Annotated in this window: 15 protein-coding genes and 1 pseudogene; 10 read left to right on the forward strand and 6 right to left on the reverse strand. The window is 45.0% G+C overall.

The window, feature by feature from the left end; all coding sequences use genetic code 11:
- Positions 1 to 198 precede the first annotated feature (198 nt).
- Complete coding sequence (gene gshA / locus QT984_RS13275) at positions 199 to 1,350, reverse strand: glutamate--cysteine ligase (RefSeq protein WP_333054029.1); 1,152 nt, start codon at positions 1,348 to 1,350, stop codon at positions 199 to 201.
- Positions 1,351 to 1,767: 417 nt separating this feature from the next.
- Here gshA and QT984_RS13280 point away from each other — a divergent pair, with 417 nt between their 5' ends.
- Complete coding sequence (locus QT984_RS13280; RefSeq protein WP_333054028.1) at positions 1,768 to 2,811, forward strand: AI-2E family transporter; 1,044 nt, start codon at positions 1,768 to 1,770, stop codon at positions 2,809 to 2,811.
- 154 nt (positions 2,812 to 2,965) lie between these two features.
- On the opposite strand, the gene QT984_RS13285 is transcribed toward QT984_RS13280, so the two are convergent.
- On the reverse strand, positions 2,966 to 3,781 hold the full coding sequence (locus QT984_RS13285; protein ID WP_333054027.1) for a cobyrinic acid a,c-diamide synthase: 816 nt from the start codon (positions 3,779 to 3,781) through the stop codon (positions 2,966 to 2,968).
- Positions 3,782 to 4,283: 502 nt separating this feature from the next.
- Between QT984_RS13285 and QT984_RS29805 the strand changes: the two genes are divergently transcribed.
- The gene (locus QT984_RS29805; RefSeq protein WP_445243025.1) at positions 4,284 to 4,442 is read left to right on the forward strand and encodes a Mo-dependent nitrogenase C-terminal domain-containing protein; all 159 of its coding nucleotides are present in this window, start codon (positions 4,284 to 4,286) and stop codon (positions 4,440 to 4,442) included.
- A gap of 330 nt (positions 4,443 to 4,772) precedes the next feature.
- Positions 4,773 to 5,636, forward strand: coding sequence for an Npun_R2479 family HD domain-containing metalloprotein (locus QT984_RS13290; RefSeq protein WP_333209448.1), 864 nt, complete (start codon positions 4,773 to 4,775; stop codon positions 5,634 to 5,636).
- Positions 5,637 to 5,768: 132 nt separating this feature from the next.
- On the opposite strand, the gene QT984_RS13295 is transcribed toward QT984_RS13290, so the two are convergent.
- Together QT984_RS13295 and QT984_RS13300 are read right to left on the reverse strand one after the other, a co-directional pair.
- Positions 5,769 to 6,773, reverse strand: coding sequence for an MvdC/MvdD family ATP grasp protein (locus QT984_RS13295; RefSeq protein ID WP_333054025.1), 1,005 nt, complete (start codon positions 6,771 to 6,773; stop codon positions 5,769 to 5,771).
- Positions 6,774 to 6,989: 216 nt separating this feature from the next.
- A complete protein-coding gene (locus QT984_RS13300) occupies positions 6,990 to 7,211 on the reverse strand; it encodes a hypothetical protein (RefSeq protein ID WP_333054024.1) in 222 nt (73 codons plus the stop codon).
- Between the two features lie 199 nt (positions 7,212 to 7,410).
- On the opposite strand from QT984_RS13300, the gene QT984_RS13305 reads away from it, so the two are divergent.
- From QT984_RS13305 to QT984_RS13315, 3 genes and pseudogenes are all read left to right on the forward strand, one after another.
- A complete protein-coding gene (locus QT984_RS13305) occupies positions 7,411 to 7,764 on the forward strand; it encodes a hypothetical protein (protein ID WP_333271128.1) in 354 nt (117 codons plus the stop codon).
- Positions 7,765 to 7,971: 207 nt separating this feature from the next.
- Positions 7,972 to 8,847: pseudogene (locus tag QT984_RS13310) on the forward strand (Rpn family recombination-promoting nuclease/putative transposase).
- Positions 8,848 to 9,144: 297 nt separating this feature from the next.
- On the forward strand, positions 9,145 to 11,070 hold the full coding sequence (locus QT984_RS13315) for an alpha-amylase family glycosyl hydrolase (protein ID WP_333054022.1): 1,926 nt from the start codon (positions 9,145 to 9,147) through the stop codon (positions 11,068 to 11,070).
- Between the two features lie 125 nt (positions 11,071 to 11,195).
- Here the strand turns inward: QT984_RS13315 and QT984_RS13320 are convergent, their stop codons facing one another.
- Complete coding sequence (locus QT984_RS13320; protein WP_333231966.1) at positions 11,196 to 12,248, reverse strand: glycosyltransferase family 4 protein; 1,053 nt, start codon at positions 12,246 to 12,248, stop codon at positions 11,196 to 11,198.
- 611 nt (positions 12,249 to 12,859) lie between these two features.
- Between QT984_RS13320 and QT984_RS13325 the strand changes: the two genes are divergently transcribed.
- The 4 genes from QT984_RS13325 to QT984_RS13340 all read left to right on the forward strand — a co-directional run bounded on the left by QT984_RS13325 (position 12,860) and on the right by QT984_RS13340 (position 17,594).
- Positions 12,860 to 13,720, forward strand: coding sequence for an inositol monophosphatase family protein (locus tag QT984_RS13325; protein WP_333054020.1), 861 nt, complete (start codon positions 12,860 to 12,862; stop codon positions 13,718 to 13,720).
- Between the two features lie 569 nt (positions 13,721 to 14,289).
- On the forward strand, positions 14,290 to 14,970 hold the full coding sequence (locus QT984_RS13330; protein WP_333054019.1) for a Crp/Fnr family transcriptional regulator: 681 nt from the start codon (positions 14,290 to 14,292) through the stop codon (positions 14,968 to 14,970).
- Positions 14,967 to 16,892 (forward strand): M61 family metallopeptidase, encoded by a 1,926-nt coding sequence (locus QT984_RS13335; RefSeq protein WP_333374169.1) that lies wholly within the window; start codon positions 14,967 to 14,969, stop codon positions 16,890 to 16,892. The genes QT984_RS13330 and QT984_RS13335 overlap by 4 nt, the downstream gene beginning before the upstream one ends.
- 228 nt (positions 16,893 to 17,120) lie before the next feature.
- Positions 17,121 to 17,594 (forward strand): TerB family tellurite resistance protein, encoded by a 474-nt coding sequence (locus tag QT984_RS13340; protein ID WP_333054017.1) that lies wholly within the window; start codon positions 17,121 to 17,123, stop codon positions 17,592 to 17,594.
- A gap of 504 nt (positions 17,595 to 18,098) precedes the next feature.
- On the opposite strand, the gene QT984_RS13345 is transcribed toward QT984_RS13340, so the two are convergent.
- Entirely contained in the window at positions 18,099 to 18,629 is a 531-nt protein-coding gene (locus tag QT984_RS13345) for a peptidoglycan-binding protein (protein ID WP_333209438.1), read from the reverse strand.
- Positions 18,630 to 18,669 lie beyond the last annotated feature (40 nt).

Here is an 18,669-nt window from a genome sequence, read left to right on the forward strand (position 1 = left end):
AGCAGACTCAGGACCGGTGAAATAAAAAACCTGTATCCGATGAAACTTGCCGAACGTATTTATCTCGCGCAAGTCAATCTAAAATCTAAAATCTCAAATCTAAAATCGATTGACCGGGAGGTTCGGGCTATTTGTATTCGCTGAGTACGCATAGCCAGGGGGCTAGTGAAAGCCCCCGTTATCATAACGGCGGGTACTTCAGGCAACTAACTGGGCGCACAAGTTGTCTTCTAGCTCCAATTCTTGGTGAGCCATGCCATCAATCCCTTGCAGAATAATACTGCGGGTGTCCGAACCTCCCTCGTGCAGTTTCAACCACTGCTGGGCCGTGTTGCCTTCCCGGAGAATCTTTTTGAGTGGCGAGAGAAAGCAACTAAAGCCGCGTTTTTTGGCTATAGGCCAGACTTCTCGGTAAATTTCCTCAATCCAATCTCGTGCCAGAATAGTTCTGCCGTCTTGCCAGTGGGTAAGTTCGGCATCCAAACTTTGCTCGGATGCAGCAATTTCGTTGGCGTCTGTGAGGGCAACTAAGTCTTGGTTGCGCGTGGCCTCCGGTAAGGTGCTGAGTTCTAAGGGGTCTAAGCTGGGGTCTTCCATCATCTGCCAAATGCGAGCTTCTAGTAAGGCAGTGATGGCTAACAAAGCCAGAGGATTGACTTCGAGGTCGCAAATTCTCAGTTCGAGGCGGTTGAGACAGTAGGGGCGACGATCGCCATTGGGTCGCACTGCAGACCACAAATGGCGGACGTTTTGCATAGTACCGAGTTCTAGCTGTTCTTCAGTCCACTGGATGTAATGTCTGTGACTTTCAAACAGGGGGACGATGGCGGGAGTTTTGGGAAACAAACCCCACCGAGTCGAATGATAGCCCGTCACTTCGCCGTCGAGGAAGGGGGAAGAGGCGCTCAAGGCAAGGTACAGTGGTGCTTCGACGCGGGCGAGGCGGATGGCGCGCATCAGCATTTCTGGTTGGGAGATGCCGATGTTGATGTGAATGCTGGCGGTGACGACTTTGGTGCCGTAGGTTTGCTCGATGTAGGTGTGGTAGGGGTTGTTGGGATCGGAGCGGTAAAATCGATCGCTCCCTCCGAGAGACAAGGTACTTCCCGGCAGCAAGGTATAGTCGCCCAATTGTTTTAAATACTCGCGCAGCCGAACTCGTGGCTTGACTAAGGCGCACAGCAGGCGATCGTAGCTGCACAGCGGGGCGGTCGTGTACTCCACATTGCGGCTATCAGGCTCCCGGACAAATCCCTCTAGATCGGCGACTATGCGATCGGAGAGACCGACAACCTCACCTTCGGGAGTGCCGGTATACATTTCTACTTCAAAGCCTTTTGATAGCAGCACGTTTATTCCTCAGCTAAGTTGAGTGCTAGTTTCTAGTATCCCAAAAATTGACCTGTTCATACTATCTCCCACGAGGCAGAGTTGAAATTTTTCGCCACTGGCACTGAAACGCCGTTTTTCGGCGCCAGCTTGTTTAAGCGTTTGTTTCCTAGTTGGAGGGCTGCCACGACAAATACTGCCATGACTACCGAGTTTCCGAGGCGGTTTTAGACTCAGAAAGGCTGTTTGTTCGATCGCGCTTGTGTTTGATTCGGTATTGGGGACGATCGAACTTATGGTGAATAGAACCCACTCCTGCCTCAGTTCGACATCTGTTTTCTGCCTTGAGGGGGATAGCCGCAGATATATATTGGGTGCGATTCTAAAAGAGAGCTCTGCAATATTTTTGAGCTATAATATTAACCCCTAAAAATCCCTGTGAAAGAGCAAGACAGAACTCCTCCCAATTTTTGGAATATGCTAAGCAATTTAGCCTTAGTCCGGTTTTTGCTTTTATTTGCTTCTGGTTGGGCTGGACTGCAACTTTTAGCTTACTTTGAAACAGCAGTCGCGGTTTTCACCATTGCTGCACTCGTGGCTTTTTTGCTCAACTATCCGGTGCGAACTCTCCAGAGATTTTTACCGCGAAGTTTAGCTGTCGCCTTCGTTGTCTTGCTCACCATTTTAGTTTTTGGCGGTCTCACCGTCACTGTAGGCGTCACTCTTTTATCTCAAGGACAGCAATTAATTGACAGCCTGACTGAATTTGTGAATGCTCTGGCGCCTCTGTCCGAGCGCCTCGAAGCATTCCTGCGGGCGAGAAACCTGCAAGTTAACCTGCGAGTTATTGAGGAACAACTGCGAAATCAAGCTTTATCTGGAGTTGTTTGGAGTATTGCTTTCTTACAAGTATTTTTAACCAATTTATTAAATTTAATATTAATTATGGTGGTAGCTTCTTTCATGTTACTTGATGGAGAGAGGCTGTGGCTGTTAGTTCTCAAGTTTATACCTCGACACCTGCACAGGCGTTTAAGTATAACAATAGAGAAAAACTTTTTAGGATTTTTTCAGGCACAAATTCTGTTAATGTTATTTTTGACAACAGCTAGTTTTGGAATTTTCCTACTGTTAGATGTGAGATTTCCTTTAATTTTAGCATTTATTATCGGATTGTTTGATTTAGTTCCAGGGATTGGAGCCACGCTGGGGATTAGCTTAGTTTGTTTTATTGTATTGTCTCAAAATGTGTGGCTAGCTTTAAAAGTATTGGCAGCTTGCATTGTTTTGCAGCAAATTCAAGACAACTTTATTCATCCCAGACTGATGCAAAATTCCCTTAACCTCAATCCGGTAGTGGTATTTTTTGCACTGTTAGTGGGGGCAAGATCAGCAGGACTTTTAGGCATATTTCTAGCAATTCCGCTAGCGGGAGTGATAGTTAGCTGGTTTGACATTGAAGAAATGCAAGCGGAAGGTTAATGGATACAGCCATTCTATTTTATGAAATCAGGCTGCAACATCCGATTTTAACCGGCCGACTAGAAGTCCCATACTTCAAAAACTATCCTGTGCCCAAAGCGCCAATAAAAGTAAATAGAAAACAGCAACTTAGGATACACCTTACTGCGTACAGTTAATGAATAAATTGCAAGTCAGTAGGAAATCTTTCTTCTTCTGGTTCTGGATCATAAATGTAATCGCAGTCAAAACGCAGAGCTTGAGAGTGGCGACTGATAGAAAATCCGCAATTACTCACCATTTCTGTAGTAAAAGTTGCCATGACTAACTCAATAAGTCTTCTATAGGAAATGTTAGGTAGTTGAACGTAATAGGTGCGTCGGGCAAAAAATATTCTCTCATCTTTCGGGAGAATTATGCCATTAATTCTGTGTGCGTGTTGAATCGGCTTGATATAGGCCTCAATAAACTGCGACTGATTTTTTTGGAGTCTCGCTAATCTTTCGTGTTGCAACCAGCTCATTTGAAACACAATTTTAATAAATTCAAAGCCCAAAATGTAGTTAAAAACATTATTGCGTTCTTCTGTACTCAACACGAAGCGGAGTGCAGATTCTAAATATTGGTCAGTTTCTCGGAGCGATTGTTGAGCTGAGTGGATATAAAATTGTTTGATGTAGCTTCTTAAATCTGATTCGTTTAATTGTTTTTTGACCCTAAATCTGATTAAATACTCTTTGACTCGGTGTAGAGTATCTACATCTTCAAACATTTTTGAAACTAAACCGTCGGCTGTATAATTATCTAAAAATTCTGCTTGCAAGTCGGGAGTAGATGCACACAATATGTAGCAGAGAGACAAGACATAGCGCCGTTGGTTCCAAGGCAAGCTTTGGGCCCATTCTTTAACTTCTACAGGGAGTTTTTGGAGCACGGTATCTGTGTGGGGGAGTTGAGCAAGGTCGGCATATTTATGTTTTTGTTTAATCATTGCCTGAAACCTTATATTAGTAAGTATACAGAGTCGTCGATCGCAGATGATGGGAGAGGGGATATGCGAGGGAGGCGGCTAGTTATTCTGTCTTATTTTATTGCCATCTATCTAAATATACATTCTGGAGGGAACAGAGGGCGTGATCTGTCTCACACTTTAGCGACTTTTAAATCACAAATGCTAGCTTTTCGCATCACATTTTGCGACTGTGAGTGTCACCCATAAAACTTATTCACGTCACTGGAGCAACAGTGGGTTTCGTTGAGGATTAAGTCGGGTGATTCATAAGTTTTTGTTAGTAATGATTACTGAGATCGATCGTGAAGTTGACTACAAGTATTTTCCCGGAAAATCAGTGCCAAGACTTAACTTTTTGCGAGATCCTCGTGCAACAAATGCGACAGTGGCTCGATAGCATTGCAGTGGGAAAGCCACCAGTAACTCAGTGGTGTGCTAACTTATACTCGCACGGTGTTCTTGTCAGAGATATATCTAGTTATTGGGACACTATTTTTTCCACGTACTGCCTATGTGCAAGCTTAATCCTGTCCATGAGGAATTAATGGGGTTACGCTTTCGCTCGCTCTGGTTGTTGGGCGGGGTCAGCCATAACAGATACAAGTTTCCGACAACAGTAGTGAGCAACCCAAAATTTTAGATATTAGTTCCCGCCCCCAGATGTATCTGTGGAGTAAATCTAAAATCTAAAATCTACTGAGGTATGCGCCGAAGATGTAACCCTGTACTACTGATTGAGGGGTGTCATACCTCGATCGCCCCTTGATATCAATTATTTATGGGGTATGTCGCTCTGGTAGTTGCGAGAGCCATAATTTAAGCCATAATTGTTGATAATATCAATGGATGCCTCTCGATAGGAGTGGGTATCCATCGTGGCGCTTAAGCCAAAAATAACATCAAACGGTAGCAGCAAAAACAATAACTATAAAAATAATTTAATAATCTACGTGGGCTCAGGGAAGTGAATATGTTTAACGCAACTGAACTGCTGATTAAGGCTTTTGTCAATCGCCTGATTGAAGGCTACCGCCACACTTATGGCGGGTTTAAATCTGACTATGGTGAGATTATTGCTTGGGTGGCGAGTATGGCTTTAGAAAATATTGCTAATAGCGATGCTCTTTACCATAATGTCGAACACACTATTTTAGTGACCTTGGTGGGACAAGCAATTCTGGGGGGGAAGCACATCCGCGAAGGGGGTGTTTCCTGCGAAGATTGGCTGCACTTCCACATTGCTTTGCTATGTCACGATATCGGGTATGTTAAAGGTGTTTGCAGGCAAGATAGAACAGATTTGGGACTGTATGCGACGGGAATAGGCGACCTGAAATTAACGCTGCCTCCGGGGGCCACGGATGCTAGTTTGATGCTTTATCATGTCGATCGCGGAAAAATGTTTATTGACGAGCGTTTTGGCGGTCACAAACTGATTGACGCTGAGCTGGTTAAGCATAATATTGAGCTGACTCGTTTCCCAGTTCCTACAGATGAAGATTATCAAGATACTGTAAATTATCCGGGTTTAGTTCGGGCTGCTGATTTAATTGGTCAATTGAGCGATCCGCGATATTTGCAAAAGATTGCGGCGCTGTTTTACGAGTTTGAGGAGACTGGGCAAAATCGGGTTTTGGGCTATCAGAATCCGGGGGAGTTGCGGGATGGTTATCCGAAGTTTTATTGGAATGTGGTTCATCGGTATGTGAAGGATGCGATCGGCTATTTGGAACTGACGCAGCAGGGAAAACAAGTTGTTGCTAATCTGAGCGCGAATGTTTTTCGGGTGGAGCATTCTCAGGTTCCAAAGTCGGCGGTGGCTGTAGTTAGCTAGGGTTGGGGTAGATGTAGGGCGATCGTTCTTTTTTCGGATAAATAAGCCCACCTAAAAAAACAGAATATCCAGATCCCAGACTTCTCCAAGAAGTCGGGGATCTAACCGAAGAATCCTTATGCAAGACAGAATTCAGCAATCCTGTTGATATTGAAGCGCTAAATCTTCGATGAGTTCCACCATTGCGCGAACCATAGGCATTTTAGTGAGAATTTCGATCCAATACCACTGTCCGTTAGGATTGAGTTCGATAAAATAGAGCGTGTCGTCCTCATCGCGAATGATATCGAATGCACCAAAATTCAAACCAAATTCGTCAAGCATTTGATGAAGTTTGTTGAGATAGTCGATCGGCAAATTGTCGGGAACGTGAACGAGTTTATCCGGTTCGGTGACGCGCCAATCTAAAGTCACATCTGAATCGTTGATATGTTTGGCATCAATGCGACAGACAAAATCATGCTTGCCGATTAATGTAACGCGATATTCTGCCTTCTTTTGAATGCGTTTTTGAATAAAAACAGGCGCTAATCGAATGCTCTCTCGAAATGCTTCAAGTGTTTCTACATCAATGGGGCGAGTATAGCAAGCATACTGCTTTTCATCATGTAGGAATCCAGAGTAGCGCATCGGTTTGACAATGCACTTACCCTGTTGTGTCACAAAGTTGCAAGCAGCATCGTAGGAATTGGTTACGAGTGTTGGAGGGATAGTAATTCCCAGTTTTTGAGCAATTGGAATCTGATTGATGCGATGGGAAGGCAATCTAATTTTGTAGTAGTTATTGACCCACCTCGCTTTGGGATATAAGCCAGACAGAGAGTACATTAAAGATTCTGTTTCTTCTTGACAATACTTGATTGCCCAAGCATCATCAACTTCTGGAAACACTTGATAATCTTCTGGTTTTCGCCACCAAATCACGCCAACATCTTGAACTTCTCTCAAAGAGTCTTCAAAAGACAAAAAACTTTGACTGGGATTGCCCGAAGCTTGCCACGAGTAAGCATATTTGCTTTTTTTTATAAAACTTTCTGAATTCAATCGAATTGCTCGAATATTTGATTTTTGCAATTCGTTGATAACGACATCTGCATGAATGTCTGTCTCGGAAGTCACGATTAAAAGGTCTGTCATACTATTTTATATTTTAGATTTGAGATTTGAGATGAAAAATTACGGATTCTGTATGGGTTTGGATCTTATAGGGGATTGCATTATTTTTGGAAACGGGTATCACAACCAAACCAATTGAAATAAAATTGACAGTGAAAGACCTGTCATGCAAAAATTCATGCAGGTCTTTCAAGAAATCAGATGGCAAGCAAAAGACGACCTTAGCCAGAGCAAATTCTAGTCGTCCTCTTGCTGGTCATCATCATTCTCGTCAAACTGCCTAACAGTGGAGCCACTGCGATTACACCAGGAGCCACTCATGGAGGTGATGTTGGAGGTCTGCGTGGTGGGATCGTAGCTAAAAGTCTCCTCGGCGGTGATGCCGTACTTGGGCAAGATGCTCAGGTGCATCATCAAAGGATTTGCTTTTTTGTCTAGAGCGAGTTGGGTAGTCGTCATAAGTTAGTCTTTTTGAGCGATTGTTTTACTTTCACAATGCTACAGCTTGCCAATTAATTTGTATAGTCGAAAAAGGTCGGATAAAGTCGTATAATATAAAAAGTTTTGATAAAGCTTTAATCGTTTTTGTATTCAAGGCGAAAATAGTCGGATCTAGACGGTTTTAGTTCGATCGCTCGGATATTGTGAGGAGGCGCGGGTGAACGTTAAGGAAGCACTGGCTTTTGCAGATGAAGTGGTCTTTGCGAAAACTGGCAAGCATTTAGATGATATGCAAGTTGGTGTGATTGAGGGCGTTTTGAAGCGGCAAAAGTATGGCGATATTGCCCAAGCGCTGAATTGTACTGAGGGTTATGCTAAAGATGTGGGCTACGAGCTATGGGAGTTGTTCTCTGATGCTTTTGGAGAAGAGGTTAATAAGTTAAATTTGCGATCGGCACTGATTCGGAAGTCGATGATTAGCAATGTTACTGGAAGCGTCATTAGTGGCAATCATGTTGCTCGTGGTCATTTAATCGGAGCGCTGAATGTCTGCACATCGCAGGAAGAGTAGCCTGAGTTTTTGCGGGGAAAGCAGCGGGCGAAAATGGAGGCGATTAAACGCTTGCAAGCCGTCGGTTTGAGCGACGAGCAGATCGCGCAATGCTTGGATATGACGCTAGAAGAGATTCGACAAGTCGATTTGACAGAATAAGAATGTTTTGCTCCTGATTACCAGATAGATTGAATCGTTAAAAAGCTCAGAAAACGAAAAATCACCATGAGATTCATTAACCCCAAAATCGAGTTTGCATTCAAAAAAATATTCGGATCCAATCAAAGCAAACCAATCTTAATCAGCTTTCTCAATGCCATGATTTATGATGGTAATCCCACCATCGCTGACTTATAAATTATCGACCCGTATTTAGCATCAAGAGTACAGTATCTCAAAGACTCTTACCTGGATGTCAAAGCCCGGCTTGAAGGCGGCGCAACTGTAATTATCGAGATGCAAGTTTTAAATGTAGAATCTTTTGCGAAACGGGTGGTTTACAATACTGCGAAAACTTACTCAACTCAACTGATTCGCGGTCAAGGTTACTTTAAGTTAAAACCTGTAATTGCTTTGACAATTACTGATTTTGAAATGTTTAACAATGACCCAGAAATAATTTCTCATTTTGTGTTCAAGGAGAAAAAGCGTTTATTTGATTATGTCGATCCAGAGATAGAACTGATATTTATCGAGTTGCCGAAATTCAATAAACAATTGGATGAATTAGAAACTTTGACTGACAAGTGGGTTTATTTTATGAAAAATGCTCCCTGTTTGGAAGTGGTACCGCAAACAATGGAAACAGTCTCGGAAATACAGCAAGCCTTTGCGATTGCCAATGAAACTAACTTGAATCCAGAGGAGTTGGCAGATTTAGAAGAACGCGAAATGTTTATTCTCGATCAGCAGGGTGTCTTGCTCAAGGGAATTGAAAAAGGAATCGCAAAGGGTATAGAAGAAGGCAGAGAAGAAGGAGTCGCGCTAGGAATGAGAGAAAAGGCTCTAGAAATTGCTAGGCAACTTCTCAATGTCCTTGACAATCAAACAATTAGTCAAACAACTGGTTTGAGTGTTGAAGATATCCAAAACTTGCGATAGGAATGAAAGAAAGAAAGGGAAAAAGTACGATCGCACAATTAGTACACCTTTTCTCGCTACTAGGATCGGCCTGGTAGCGCTGGTTTTTGAGTCTCTGCCTCTTTGATTGAGAATGAAACCAAATATTAACTCTCATCCACATAATCCTCAAGGATGAGTCTGCCCTCTCTCTAAAGGAAGATTTCATTAAACCAGTAAATTCCGTATGATGCTGTAAAAGTCAGTCAGATGGGAAAGCTATCTCCGACTCTAGCTCCGAATAACTGACCAATCTTACAATAAAAAAAAATACATCTCATGACATCAGTCACTCCCAATCAAACTTCTTCTCAATACGAAGTTAGCGAACCAGAAGAAAAAATTGAGTCTCTGGTAGAAGAAGTTAAGCCAGAAAGCGAAATCGATTTAGAGTTTCTCTACACCAGAGACATTGAATTCCGACAAGAAACAATTTATTTCATTGTAGTCGATCGCTTTTACGACGGCGACCCCGAAAATAACGAAGGCCCCAACCCAGAACTTTACGATCCAGAAGGGAAAGATTGGGGCAAATATTGGGGCGGCGACTTGCAGGGAGTTATCGACAAACTCGATTACTTAAAAGATATGGGAGTTACTGCAGTTTGGCTGACTCCACTGTTCGAGCAAGTGGAAGCATTATTTGTCGAACAAGCTGCAATTCACGGATACTGGACTAAAGATTTTAAGCGATTAAATCCCCGCTTTATTGCCACAGGCGACAATCCTTCTATCAACCAAACACAAGAAACTAAAGATACCGTATTTGACAAATTAGTACACGAGTTGCACCAGCGAAACATGAAACTCGTACTTGATATTGTCTGCAATCACAGCAACCCAGATTTTAGCGGTAAAAAAGGGGAACTCTACGATGATGGCGTAAAAATAGCTGACTTTAACGACGATGAAGATGACTGGTATCACCACTACGGCGAAGTCACAAACTGGGAAGATGAATGGCAAGTCCAAAACTGCGAACTTTCTGGTTTAGCAACTTTTAACGAAAACAATATTGCCTACCGCAATTACATTAAGTCAGCAATTAAACAATGGCTGGACAGAGGTGTTGATGCTTTGCGGGTTGATACAGTCAAGCATATGCCTATTTGGTTTTGGCAGGAATTTAATGCTGACATTTTAACACACAGACCTGATGTTTTCATTTTTGGCGAATGGATTTACAGCGACCCTAGAAACGATCGTTCTGTGGAATTTGCCAACGAGTCGGGGATGACTATTTTAGATTTTGGTCTGTGCGTGGCAATTCGAGAAGTATTGGGGAAGGGTGCGGGCGCGGGATTTAAGTTAGTCCAAGATGTCCTGAATTTGGATCACCGCTACTACGGGGCGACGGAGTTAATTACTTTTATTGACAACCACGATATGCCGAGGTTTCAGTCGTTGAATCCCGATCCAGAAATGCTGCATTTGGCGATATGTTTAATTATGACGACTCGCGGTATTCCCTGCATTTATTACGGCACTGAACAGTATCTGCACGATGATACAGATGGGGGGAATGACCCTTACAACCGCCCGATGATGGAAAAGTGGGATAATGATGCGCCGATTTACCGAGATGTGCGTTTGCTGTCGGGATTGCGACGGCTGAATCCAGCTATTTCGATGGGGAGTCAGTGGCAAAAGTATCTAACTCCTGATGTTTATTGTTACGTGCGCCGCTATCGCGATTCTGTGGTGTTTGTAGCGATGAATCGTGGCAATTCTGTGACACTTAAAGAGGTGGATACTGAGTTGCCTGATGGAGAGCATACGGAGGTTTTATCGCGCCGCAAGTTTGAAGTTAAAGACGGGATGCTGTATAATTTAGAGTTGGGTTCGCGGGAAGTAATGATTTTTAGTCGCGTCGGAGAACGAGTTAAGGCGAAAACTATTGTGCGGGCGCAGCTTAACAGCGTTAGAACTCAGCCTGGGGAAAGAATTGTGGTGATTGGAGATTGCCCTGAGTTGGGGAATTGGGATATTAGTAAGGGCTACCCCTTGGAGTATATCAATACTAATACTTGGTTTGGGGAAATTCCTTTTAATGAAAGTGCGGGGAAGTTGATTTCTTATAAGTATGCGCTGCTACGGGAAGGACTGTCGCCGCTGCGAGAAAACCTGGTTTGTCGCCGCTGGGTTTTAGTTTCGGAAGGGACTGTGAAATGGCGGGATAAGTGGGCGAGTGGACGCGAGTCGTGATTTTTAATCAACAGGCTTTCCGGCTTGTTTTACCAGTTTTTAATCAACAGGCTCTCCGGTCTGTTCCACAACCAAGTTTCTGTTTTGTGGAACGGGCCGGAGATCCCGTTGCTGATATTACGAGTTTAAAGCGATCGCAGCTTCTGGGCTAAAACATCGACATAAGGTTCGCTGCTGTGCTGGTTCACAACCATTTCGTACCCCCGCTGCGCTTGAGATTCAGCTTCTTGAGGATTTGAAAGCAAATGGACGATCGCCTCGCGCAAACCTGCTGCATCTCCCACATCTACCACTTTGGCAATATCCGGGGTGGCTAAATAATCGACCATACCTTGAGTCCGAGTAATGACGACCGGCCGCTTGCAGGCCATTGCTTCTAGCAAACCCTGCACTCCAGCAGCATATTTATTTTCCGCCAAACAAACTGCAATTACGTCTGCATCGCGATAAAGCTGCACTAAATCCGGCCATTCGTAGAACTTGCGGGACATATTTTCTGGCATAGTATCGGGGAAAGCTTGCGATAAAGCTTTGGCATCTTTAGAAAAACCGCTAATTTTTACGTCAACATCTAAGTCAGCAGTTGCTGCTGCTAGGAGTCGGTAGTCGCGCTTTTCTAACCCGACGCTAACAATCGTTTGTCGCTTTTTATCGCCAGAAACGGGGCCGGGTGTGAAAAACTTAGTGTCTGTCTGGTCTAGATGCACTAAAATCCGGGATTCAGGTAAAGCTAAATAACTGCGGAGGAAGTCAGTTTGAGGGCTGGCGCAAGCCATGAACACGTCAATTTTGTCAGCCAAACCAAATAGTTTCAGGGCGACGCGGCCGCGCAGCCGATCGATATTGTGGAAATGTACAACAATTTTCGGGCGATCGGGCTTAGCCCCGCAAACCGCCGCCACTGGAATGCCAATGTCCTCGCCGTTACAAAATATCACGTCGTCGCTGCTGACTTGCTCGGACAATTTGCGCGCGGCGGCCCAATGTTCGGGTTTAGAAGAAATTTTCGATCGCAGCTTGTCGCTCAACGAGATCGCTTCGCCATCCGGGGCGTGAACGGTGGCATTTAAGCTCTCTCTGAGGGCCCGCAGGACGTGGCGAGGACATTTGCCTAGTTGTGCATCGCGGTCAATTCCATCTAGGTCTATTTTGCGACCTAATGCCAAATGGTATTTCAAAGTATTCTCCTTATATTTATTCTGGTGCTGGCACAAATTATCTAACCTCTGAAGATTCTATCCTCTGCTGTTGAAAGTGCTGGTACGATCGATCGGTCGATTTTAGATTTTAGATTTTAGATTTTAGATTTTAGATAAATCTGGGGGGTTCTCCCTCATGTGTAAATTTTTTTGAGTTCCATCAATCTCACATCTTGCACCATTCTCAAGAACGGGCTCTGGGGCCCGTTCTACAAAAGATAAATTTCTTGTGGAACAGGCCGGAAAGCCTGTTCGTAAAAGGATTATTGACAATGGTGCAGCACATCAGATCGATCCTGTCTGGGGCTTGTATCGCAACCGCGCTGACGGTTAGGAAACCGGGTTTATCGACACCCGCGCCCAAATCCTGTACGAATCAAAAACAGTGACCAAGAATTTCTAGATGGTACCGCCACGTGATTTATCTCGCGCAAATCAATCCAAAATCTAAAATCTCAAATCCTTGCGTCCCCCGAATTGATCTCGCGCAAGTCAATCCAAAATCTAAAATCTAAAATCTAAAATCGAATGACACGCGCCGATCGATTCCAAGGACTTAAGCTTTTATGCTGAAGTTAGCTAAAAAATTTATGTTTAACCTCATGTATATTTCTCCAGAGCAAGACCAAAAAATTCGCTACACCCTGCGCGAGTGCGGTCAAGAAGCTTACAAGCTAGCAGCCGAACCTTTTGAAGTTTCCGAGAAAGGGCCCAACGACTACGTGACGAGTATCGATCAATACCTAGACCGACAACTATCGGCAGCATTTAGCGCTTTGTTTCCTGAAGACGGCAGGATCACCGAGGAAAACGTCGCCTCCAGAACAGCTTACTGCGCCAATTACCAGCGCCTCTGGTGCATCGATCCCCTCGACGGGACTGAAGAATTTATTCGGGGAAAACTGCACTACGCTTCCATGGTGGGGCTGCTGCTGGAAGGGAACCCGGTGGCCGGCTGGCTCTACGCCCCGGCTTTTGACCAAATGTATTTTGGCGGCAAAGATTGGGGATTGTTCCAAAGTGTCGGAACCGAAGCGCCACAGCCGATCGCCCTATGCAAACCCCCGGCTCCGACAGCGGAAAATTGTAAAATTATTCTCGGAGACAAAGACCAGAAAAACTACGCCCTGGCGATCGCCCAAAGCATCCCCGGCGCAGAATTTTACTCGCTGGGCAGCTTTGGCTTAAAAGTTATGGAAGTTATCTTCGGTCGAGCTGGTTTGTACCTGTATCTCAACGGCAGAGTTAAAGTGTGGGATACCGCCGGCCCTTTGGCTTTAGCAAAAGCAGCCGGATTGGTTTGTTGCGACTTGCAAGGTCAACCGCTGAGGTGGAGTAAAGATGCGATCGAGCCGGAAACTCTGGCCCACAGGCAGTCAATCGCGATCGGCTGGCCGGAATACATAGAACCTCTGTTGGGTAAAGTTCAAAAGGCAGTGGCAGGCTTGTAAACCCGTTTAAGATTAAAGAATCTGCCAATTTTACGTGAACCGGGCCTGTCCACCCTTATGATCAATTAAAGGAGCAACGGATTGTTTGTGTTCCCAAACATCGATCTTTCCCTAGCTGTTGGGTGTCGCCTAATCATATTTTCCACCTCCGCGAGTTTGCGTCAGGAACCTCAGCCCCGACGGCGTGAGGCTTGGAAGAGTAATCTGACAAGCCATTCTGACGGGCCTTGCGTCTTAACTGACTACGTTTTTTGAGTCACGACACTCCTTGAATGCGAAGCCAGTTTTGGGCTCTGTCGCTGAAGGTTAAACAGCCCTAATGTCACTGGGGCAGTGCTTTGGGCCCAACAAGCTCACTAAACCAAGGCGCAGGCTAACATCACCCCGAAAGGGAGGCTCGAAAGAGCAAAACACTATGCGTACAGGGCTGGGAAGTTTGAGGCGGTAATTGTCCCGCTGAAAGTGCAACACAAAAGCACACTCCCGCCAACCAGTCCCAAGGCGGTAGTAATCAAAAAAAGACAATATAAAGCCGTCCTAGAAGGACGGAGTTTCTACCCATTTTTTTGATGAAGACAGAAGCTTTCAGTGAGCTATTCCCTCTATTTAAGGGTGCTAACCCAGAAACCTTGGGAGGGCTGCTATCAAATGCCGTCAAGCATGAGTATCCCCCGGGCCGAGCTGTGGTGATGGAGGATTCTTGGGGCAACGCGATTTACTTTGTCGTGTCTGGCTGGGTAAAAGTCCGCCGCTTGTCAAACGATCGAGCTGTATCAATGGCTATTTTAGGACGGGGTGCCTTCTTCGGCGAAATGGCCATTCTGGACGAATCTCCCCGATCGAATGACGTACTTGCTCTATCGCCCGTGCGACTTCTCAGCGTCACAGCTCAGCGATTTATCCAAACCCTGTTTAAAGACCCGCAATTGCACCACCGGATGCTGCAACTGATGGTGCGGCGACTCCGCCAAACCAATCTCCGCTATCAACTCCGAAACCGCCAGCCTGCGGTTAAACTAGCAAATACTTTAGTCGAGCTGGCAGAAAACTACGGTCAGAAAACTGCTGAGGGCAAAGATATCTTCAATATTCCTTATGAAGACTTAGCTGATGTCACAGATATCACCCTAGATGAAACCAGCAAAATTATGGAAAAACTCGATAGTAAAGGTTGGATCAAAATCGATCCAGACCACCAAACTATCCATTTGCTCAACCTCAAGCACTTGATTAATTTGGCAAGTCAATGACTGATGTTACTTCTTTGGATACCTCGTCCGCTGCCGGCAACCGTGAGGGGCAACTAACAGCACCGACAATTCAATATTCGGTGGCGATGCCCAATCCTGAATCCCATCTCTTTGAAGTAACTTTGCGCGTGCAAGGTTGGTCGGAGTCGGTTCTGGATTTAAAAATGCCTGTCTGGACTCCCGGTTCTTACTTGGTTCGAGAATACGCCCGCCACCTGCAAGATTTTAGCTCCCAGGCGGGCGATTCCCTGCGGGATAGCTACGCCGCGCGTGCTTTACCTTGGCGCAAGCTCAGCAAAAATCACTGGCAAATCGAGACCGATTCGGTGTCCGATATCACGGTTCGCTACCGCATTTTTGCCAACGAACTGACAGTGCGAACCAATCATTTAGACTCGACTCACGGTTATTTCAATCCGGCGGCTTTGTGCTTTTTCTTGCCCGGTTTTGAGAGCAACTGCTACACCGTAACCGTTGTGCCGCCGCAGCCGGAATGGCGCACCGTTACTACTTTGCCGCCTGTTTCTGGCCAAAATCTTACTTTCGCTGCTGCGGATTTTGATACCCTTGTCGATAGTCCTTTTGAGATTGGCTGTCACGAAGTGTACGAGTTTGAAGTGATGGGAAAACCCCACCAGCTAGTTGTTTGGGGGAAAGGCAATTTAGAACCCGATCGCACGATTCGAGACATCCAAAAAGTGATCGAAGTTGAGGCAAAAATGTTCGGCGGTTTGCCTTACGAACGCTATGTGTTTTTCCTACATTTGTCCGGCTCTGGTTTTGGCGGTTTGGAACACAAGGAGAGTTGCACTCTCAACTATCCGCGTTTTGGTTTTCGGGCTAAGGAAAAGTATGAACGCTTTATTCAGTTGGTAGCTCACGAGTTTTTTCACCTGTGGAATGTCAAGCGCATTCGACCGAAAGCTCTCGAAGTATTTGACTACGAAAAAGAGAATTATACTCCTTCTTTATGGTTCTCTGAAGGCACTACAAGTTATTACGATTTGGTGATTCCTTTTCGCTCAGGTCTCTACAGCGTGAAAGGTTTTTTCCAAGGTATGGCTAAGGAAATTACTCGCTTGCAGACGACTCCGGGGCGGAGTGTACAGCCTGTGAGCGAGTCGAGCTGGGATGCTTGGATTAAACTTTATCGCCGGGATTCTAACAGCGACAACTCGCAGATTTCCTATTATTTGAAAGGGGAAGTTGTTTCGTTTTTGCTCGATTTGTTGATTCGCGCCAAACACGGCAATGAGCGATCGCTCGACGATGTGATGCGTTTGATGTGGCAGAAGTTTGGCAATGCTAATTCTGCCCAAAACGGCGATTTTGACCTGAAGTCGGAAACAGACGGCAAATCGGCGCATTTAACCTCAAACGGACACTTAAATTCTCCTTCGCTACCCGCAGAAATAGGCTTTACTCCAGAACAGTTGCAAAGTGCGATCGAGTCCGTCGCCGGCATCGATTTGAGCGACTTTTTCGCGCGCTATATAGACGGCACAGAAGAGTTGCCTTACAACAAATATCTGGAACCTTTCGGGCTGGAACTCACCGCAACTGAAACTAGCGAAATACCTCGCATCGGTTGGACGTTGGGAACGGAAAACGGGCGGGAAATGGTTAAATTTGTCGAAGTAGGATCTCCGGCACAATTGGCCGGAATTGATGCTGGGGACGAGTTGCTGGCGATCGAAGGTTTTCGTGTAAATTCTGAACAAGCGGGCGAGAGACTAAAAGATTTCAAGCCTGGGGATATCGTCTCGGTGACAGTTTTTCACCAAGACGAACTGCGGACTTGTCCTGTTACTCTCGCCCCGCCGCGCCCGATGCGTTACTCGATCGTGCCGGTGGAACAGCCCACTGCTATTCAGAAACAAAACTTTACTGGATGGCTGGGAGTTCCTTTATCGAAATTGTGACCTAACAGAAGGTGAACGGGAAAGAAAAGACCAGAAGAAATCAAGCTCAATTCCCAATTCCCAATTCCGCTAGCATCCTCCTGGTAAAATTGAATCACCCGTCAATACTCAACTATCATTCAGTTTTTCGACTGACAGTTAACAGTCAACAGTCAACAGTCAACAGTCAACAGTCAACAATAATTCCGGTTGCACCGGAATTAATATTACCAATTACCCATTTTGATTATGCAAACCCCACCTCCTCCATCAATTACGCCCCGCCAAATGAATCTGCTGAGAATTGTTGCTTCTATGGCCTGGGCTGACGGCGAACTCGCCACAGAAGAAGTTAATTTAATGCTCGATCGCTTTTGTCGTTTGTTTGCCCCAGATACCGACGGACAACAAATGCAACAAGAATTGCGGGATTACATCATGCAAAATATCCCCCTTGACGAGTTGATCTGCCAACTAGAAACTCAAGATGAAAAGGAATTAGTCTTGCAACTCGGCTATGAAGTTATTTCCTCTAGTTCTCGTACTCCCGACGAACCAAAAATTAACGCTGAAGAAGCCGCAGCTTATCAAAAATTAGTGCAGTTGCTGAATCTTTCAGAGGATGTGGTCAAGCGTATTGAAGCTGAATCATCGGCTGCAGATACTTCAGAGGGAATTGTCGAGAAGATGGCTCACAAATTAGAAAAGTTCATCAAAGGCTAGTTCGGGACTTGCGTGCGCTTGGCTTAAAAACCCGGTTGATTTCTAGATTTCTCGTTACTCAACCTGGAATTTTTCGTAGAAACCGGGAATAAGCCTGCCATCGGTAAGTCTTGTTAGGTAAGTATCGAAATAATATTTTTCTGAGTGCAACTATTTACAACTAAATCAGAAGGGAAAAAACCGGATTGTGGCTCCCAATTTCCTAAGATATACTAACAAAAAAACACGGAAAAGTCGAGAATATTTTTCATCGCCTGGAACGGTAACAGAATTTGCGTGAAGCGAAGCTATCCCGCAGGGAATCAATCGCCCTTCCCGCGCGCTGCCTTACCCTTAACGAGAATTAGGGACTTAGGCAAAGCCTAAATCCCTAATTGATCTACAGATTTTTTGCGATTACTGAAAGTGATATCGTTTCCGGTTGCATCAGAATAATAAAATCGAGTCAACAGTCAACAGTCATTTCGCTCGTACAACCGGAATTGATATGAATCCAACCAGTCATTAGTGCGGTAACTTGCTGAGGGCGTGCCAAGTTCTGTAGCCGACAATTCCATCTTGCGGTAAAGCCATGCTCAGTTGCAATTGTCGCACTGCTACATTTGTCATCGGCCCGAATAATCCGTCAATGAATCCGAAATAGTATCCATTGATTTTCAAGACATTCTGAACAATTTTAACAGCATTACCAGAACTGCCCTTCATGACGATCGGCATATTCACAGGTGCACCAGAGTATAGTGCTTCCCAAGTGAGAGGGCCGACAATCCCATCTTCTTTTAAAAAGACGCGGTGTTGATAGCCTATGACCCCGTTGTAAACTTGGACGCCGAAAATACCGTCAATCGACCCGAAATAATAACCCCAATGAAATAGAAGCTGTTGTAGTTCCTTGACAGCTTGACCTGTTGAACCCCTTTGCAAAGTCGGTTTGTTTACTCCAGTGGTTTCAGCAAATGCAAGAGTTGATTGAGCAGTAGTATCGGCGACGAGAGCCATAGTTTCATTGTTCAAGCTTCTTTCTTCGGTGTACATAATGTGGTTCCTCTCAATATTTAAGTTTTGGTGTTTGATA

The organism is Microcoleus sp. Z1_B2 (assembly GCF_036700325.1).
Classification (GTDB): Bacteria; Cyanobacteriota; Cyanobacteriia; order Cyanobacteriales; family Microcoleaceae; genus Microcoleus.

What these genes read in the sequence shown, in the direction of transcription:
- QT984_RS13325 (WP_333054020.1), top strand. Translation starts at nt 12,860, where the DNA reads ATGTTTAACCTCATGTATATTTCTCCAGAGCAAGACCAAAAAATTCGC.
- QT984_RS13285 (WP_333054027.1), bottom strand. Translation starts at nt 3,781, where the DNA reads ATGATTAAACAAAAACATAAATATGCCGACCTTGCTCAACTCCCCCAC.
- QT984_RS13330 (WP_333054019.1), top strand. Translation starts at nt 14,290, where the DNA reads ATGAAGACAGAAGCTTTCAGTGAGCTATTCCCTCTATTTAAGGGTGCT.
- QT984_RS13290 (WP_333209448.1), top strand. Translation starts at nt 4,773, where the DNA reads ATGTTTAACGCAACTGAACTGCTGATTAAGGCTTTTGTCAATCGCCTG.
- QT984_RS13315 (WP_333054022.1), top strand. Translation starts at nt 9,145, where the DNA reads ATGACATCAGTCACTCCCAATCAAACTTCTTCTCAATACGAAGTTAGC.
- QT984_RS13295 (WP_333054025.1), bottom strand. Translation starts at nt 6,773, where the DNA reads ATGACAGACCTTTTAATCGTGACTTCCGAGACAGACATTCATGCAGAT.
- QT984_RS13345 (WP_333209438.1), bottom strand. Translation starts at nt 18,629, where the DNA reads ATGTACACCGAAGAAAGAAGCTTGAACAATGAAACTATGGCTCTCGTC.
- QT984_RS13335 (WP_333374169.1), top strand. Translation starts at nt 14,967, where the DNA reads ATGACTGATGTTACTTCTTTGGATACCTCGTCCGCTGCCGGCAACCGT.
- QT984_RS13300 (WP_333054024.1), bottom strand. Translation starts at nt 7,211, where the DNA reads ATGACGACTACCCAACTCGCTCTAGACAAAAAAGCAAATCCTTTGATG.
- QT984_RS13340 (WP_333054017.1), top strand. Translation starts at nt 17,121, where the DNA reads ATGCAAACCCCACCTCCTCCATCAATTACGCCCCGCCAAATGAATCTG.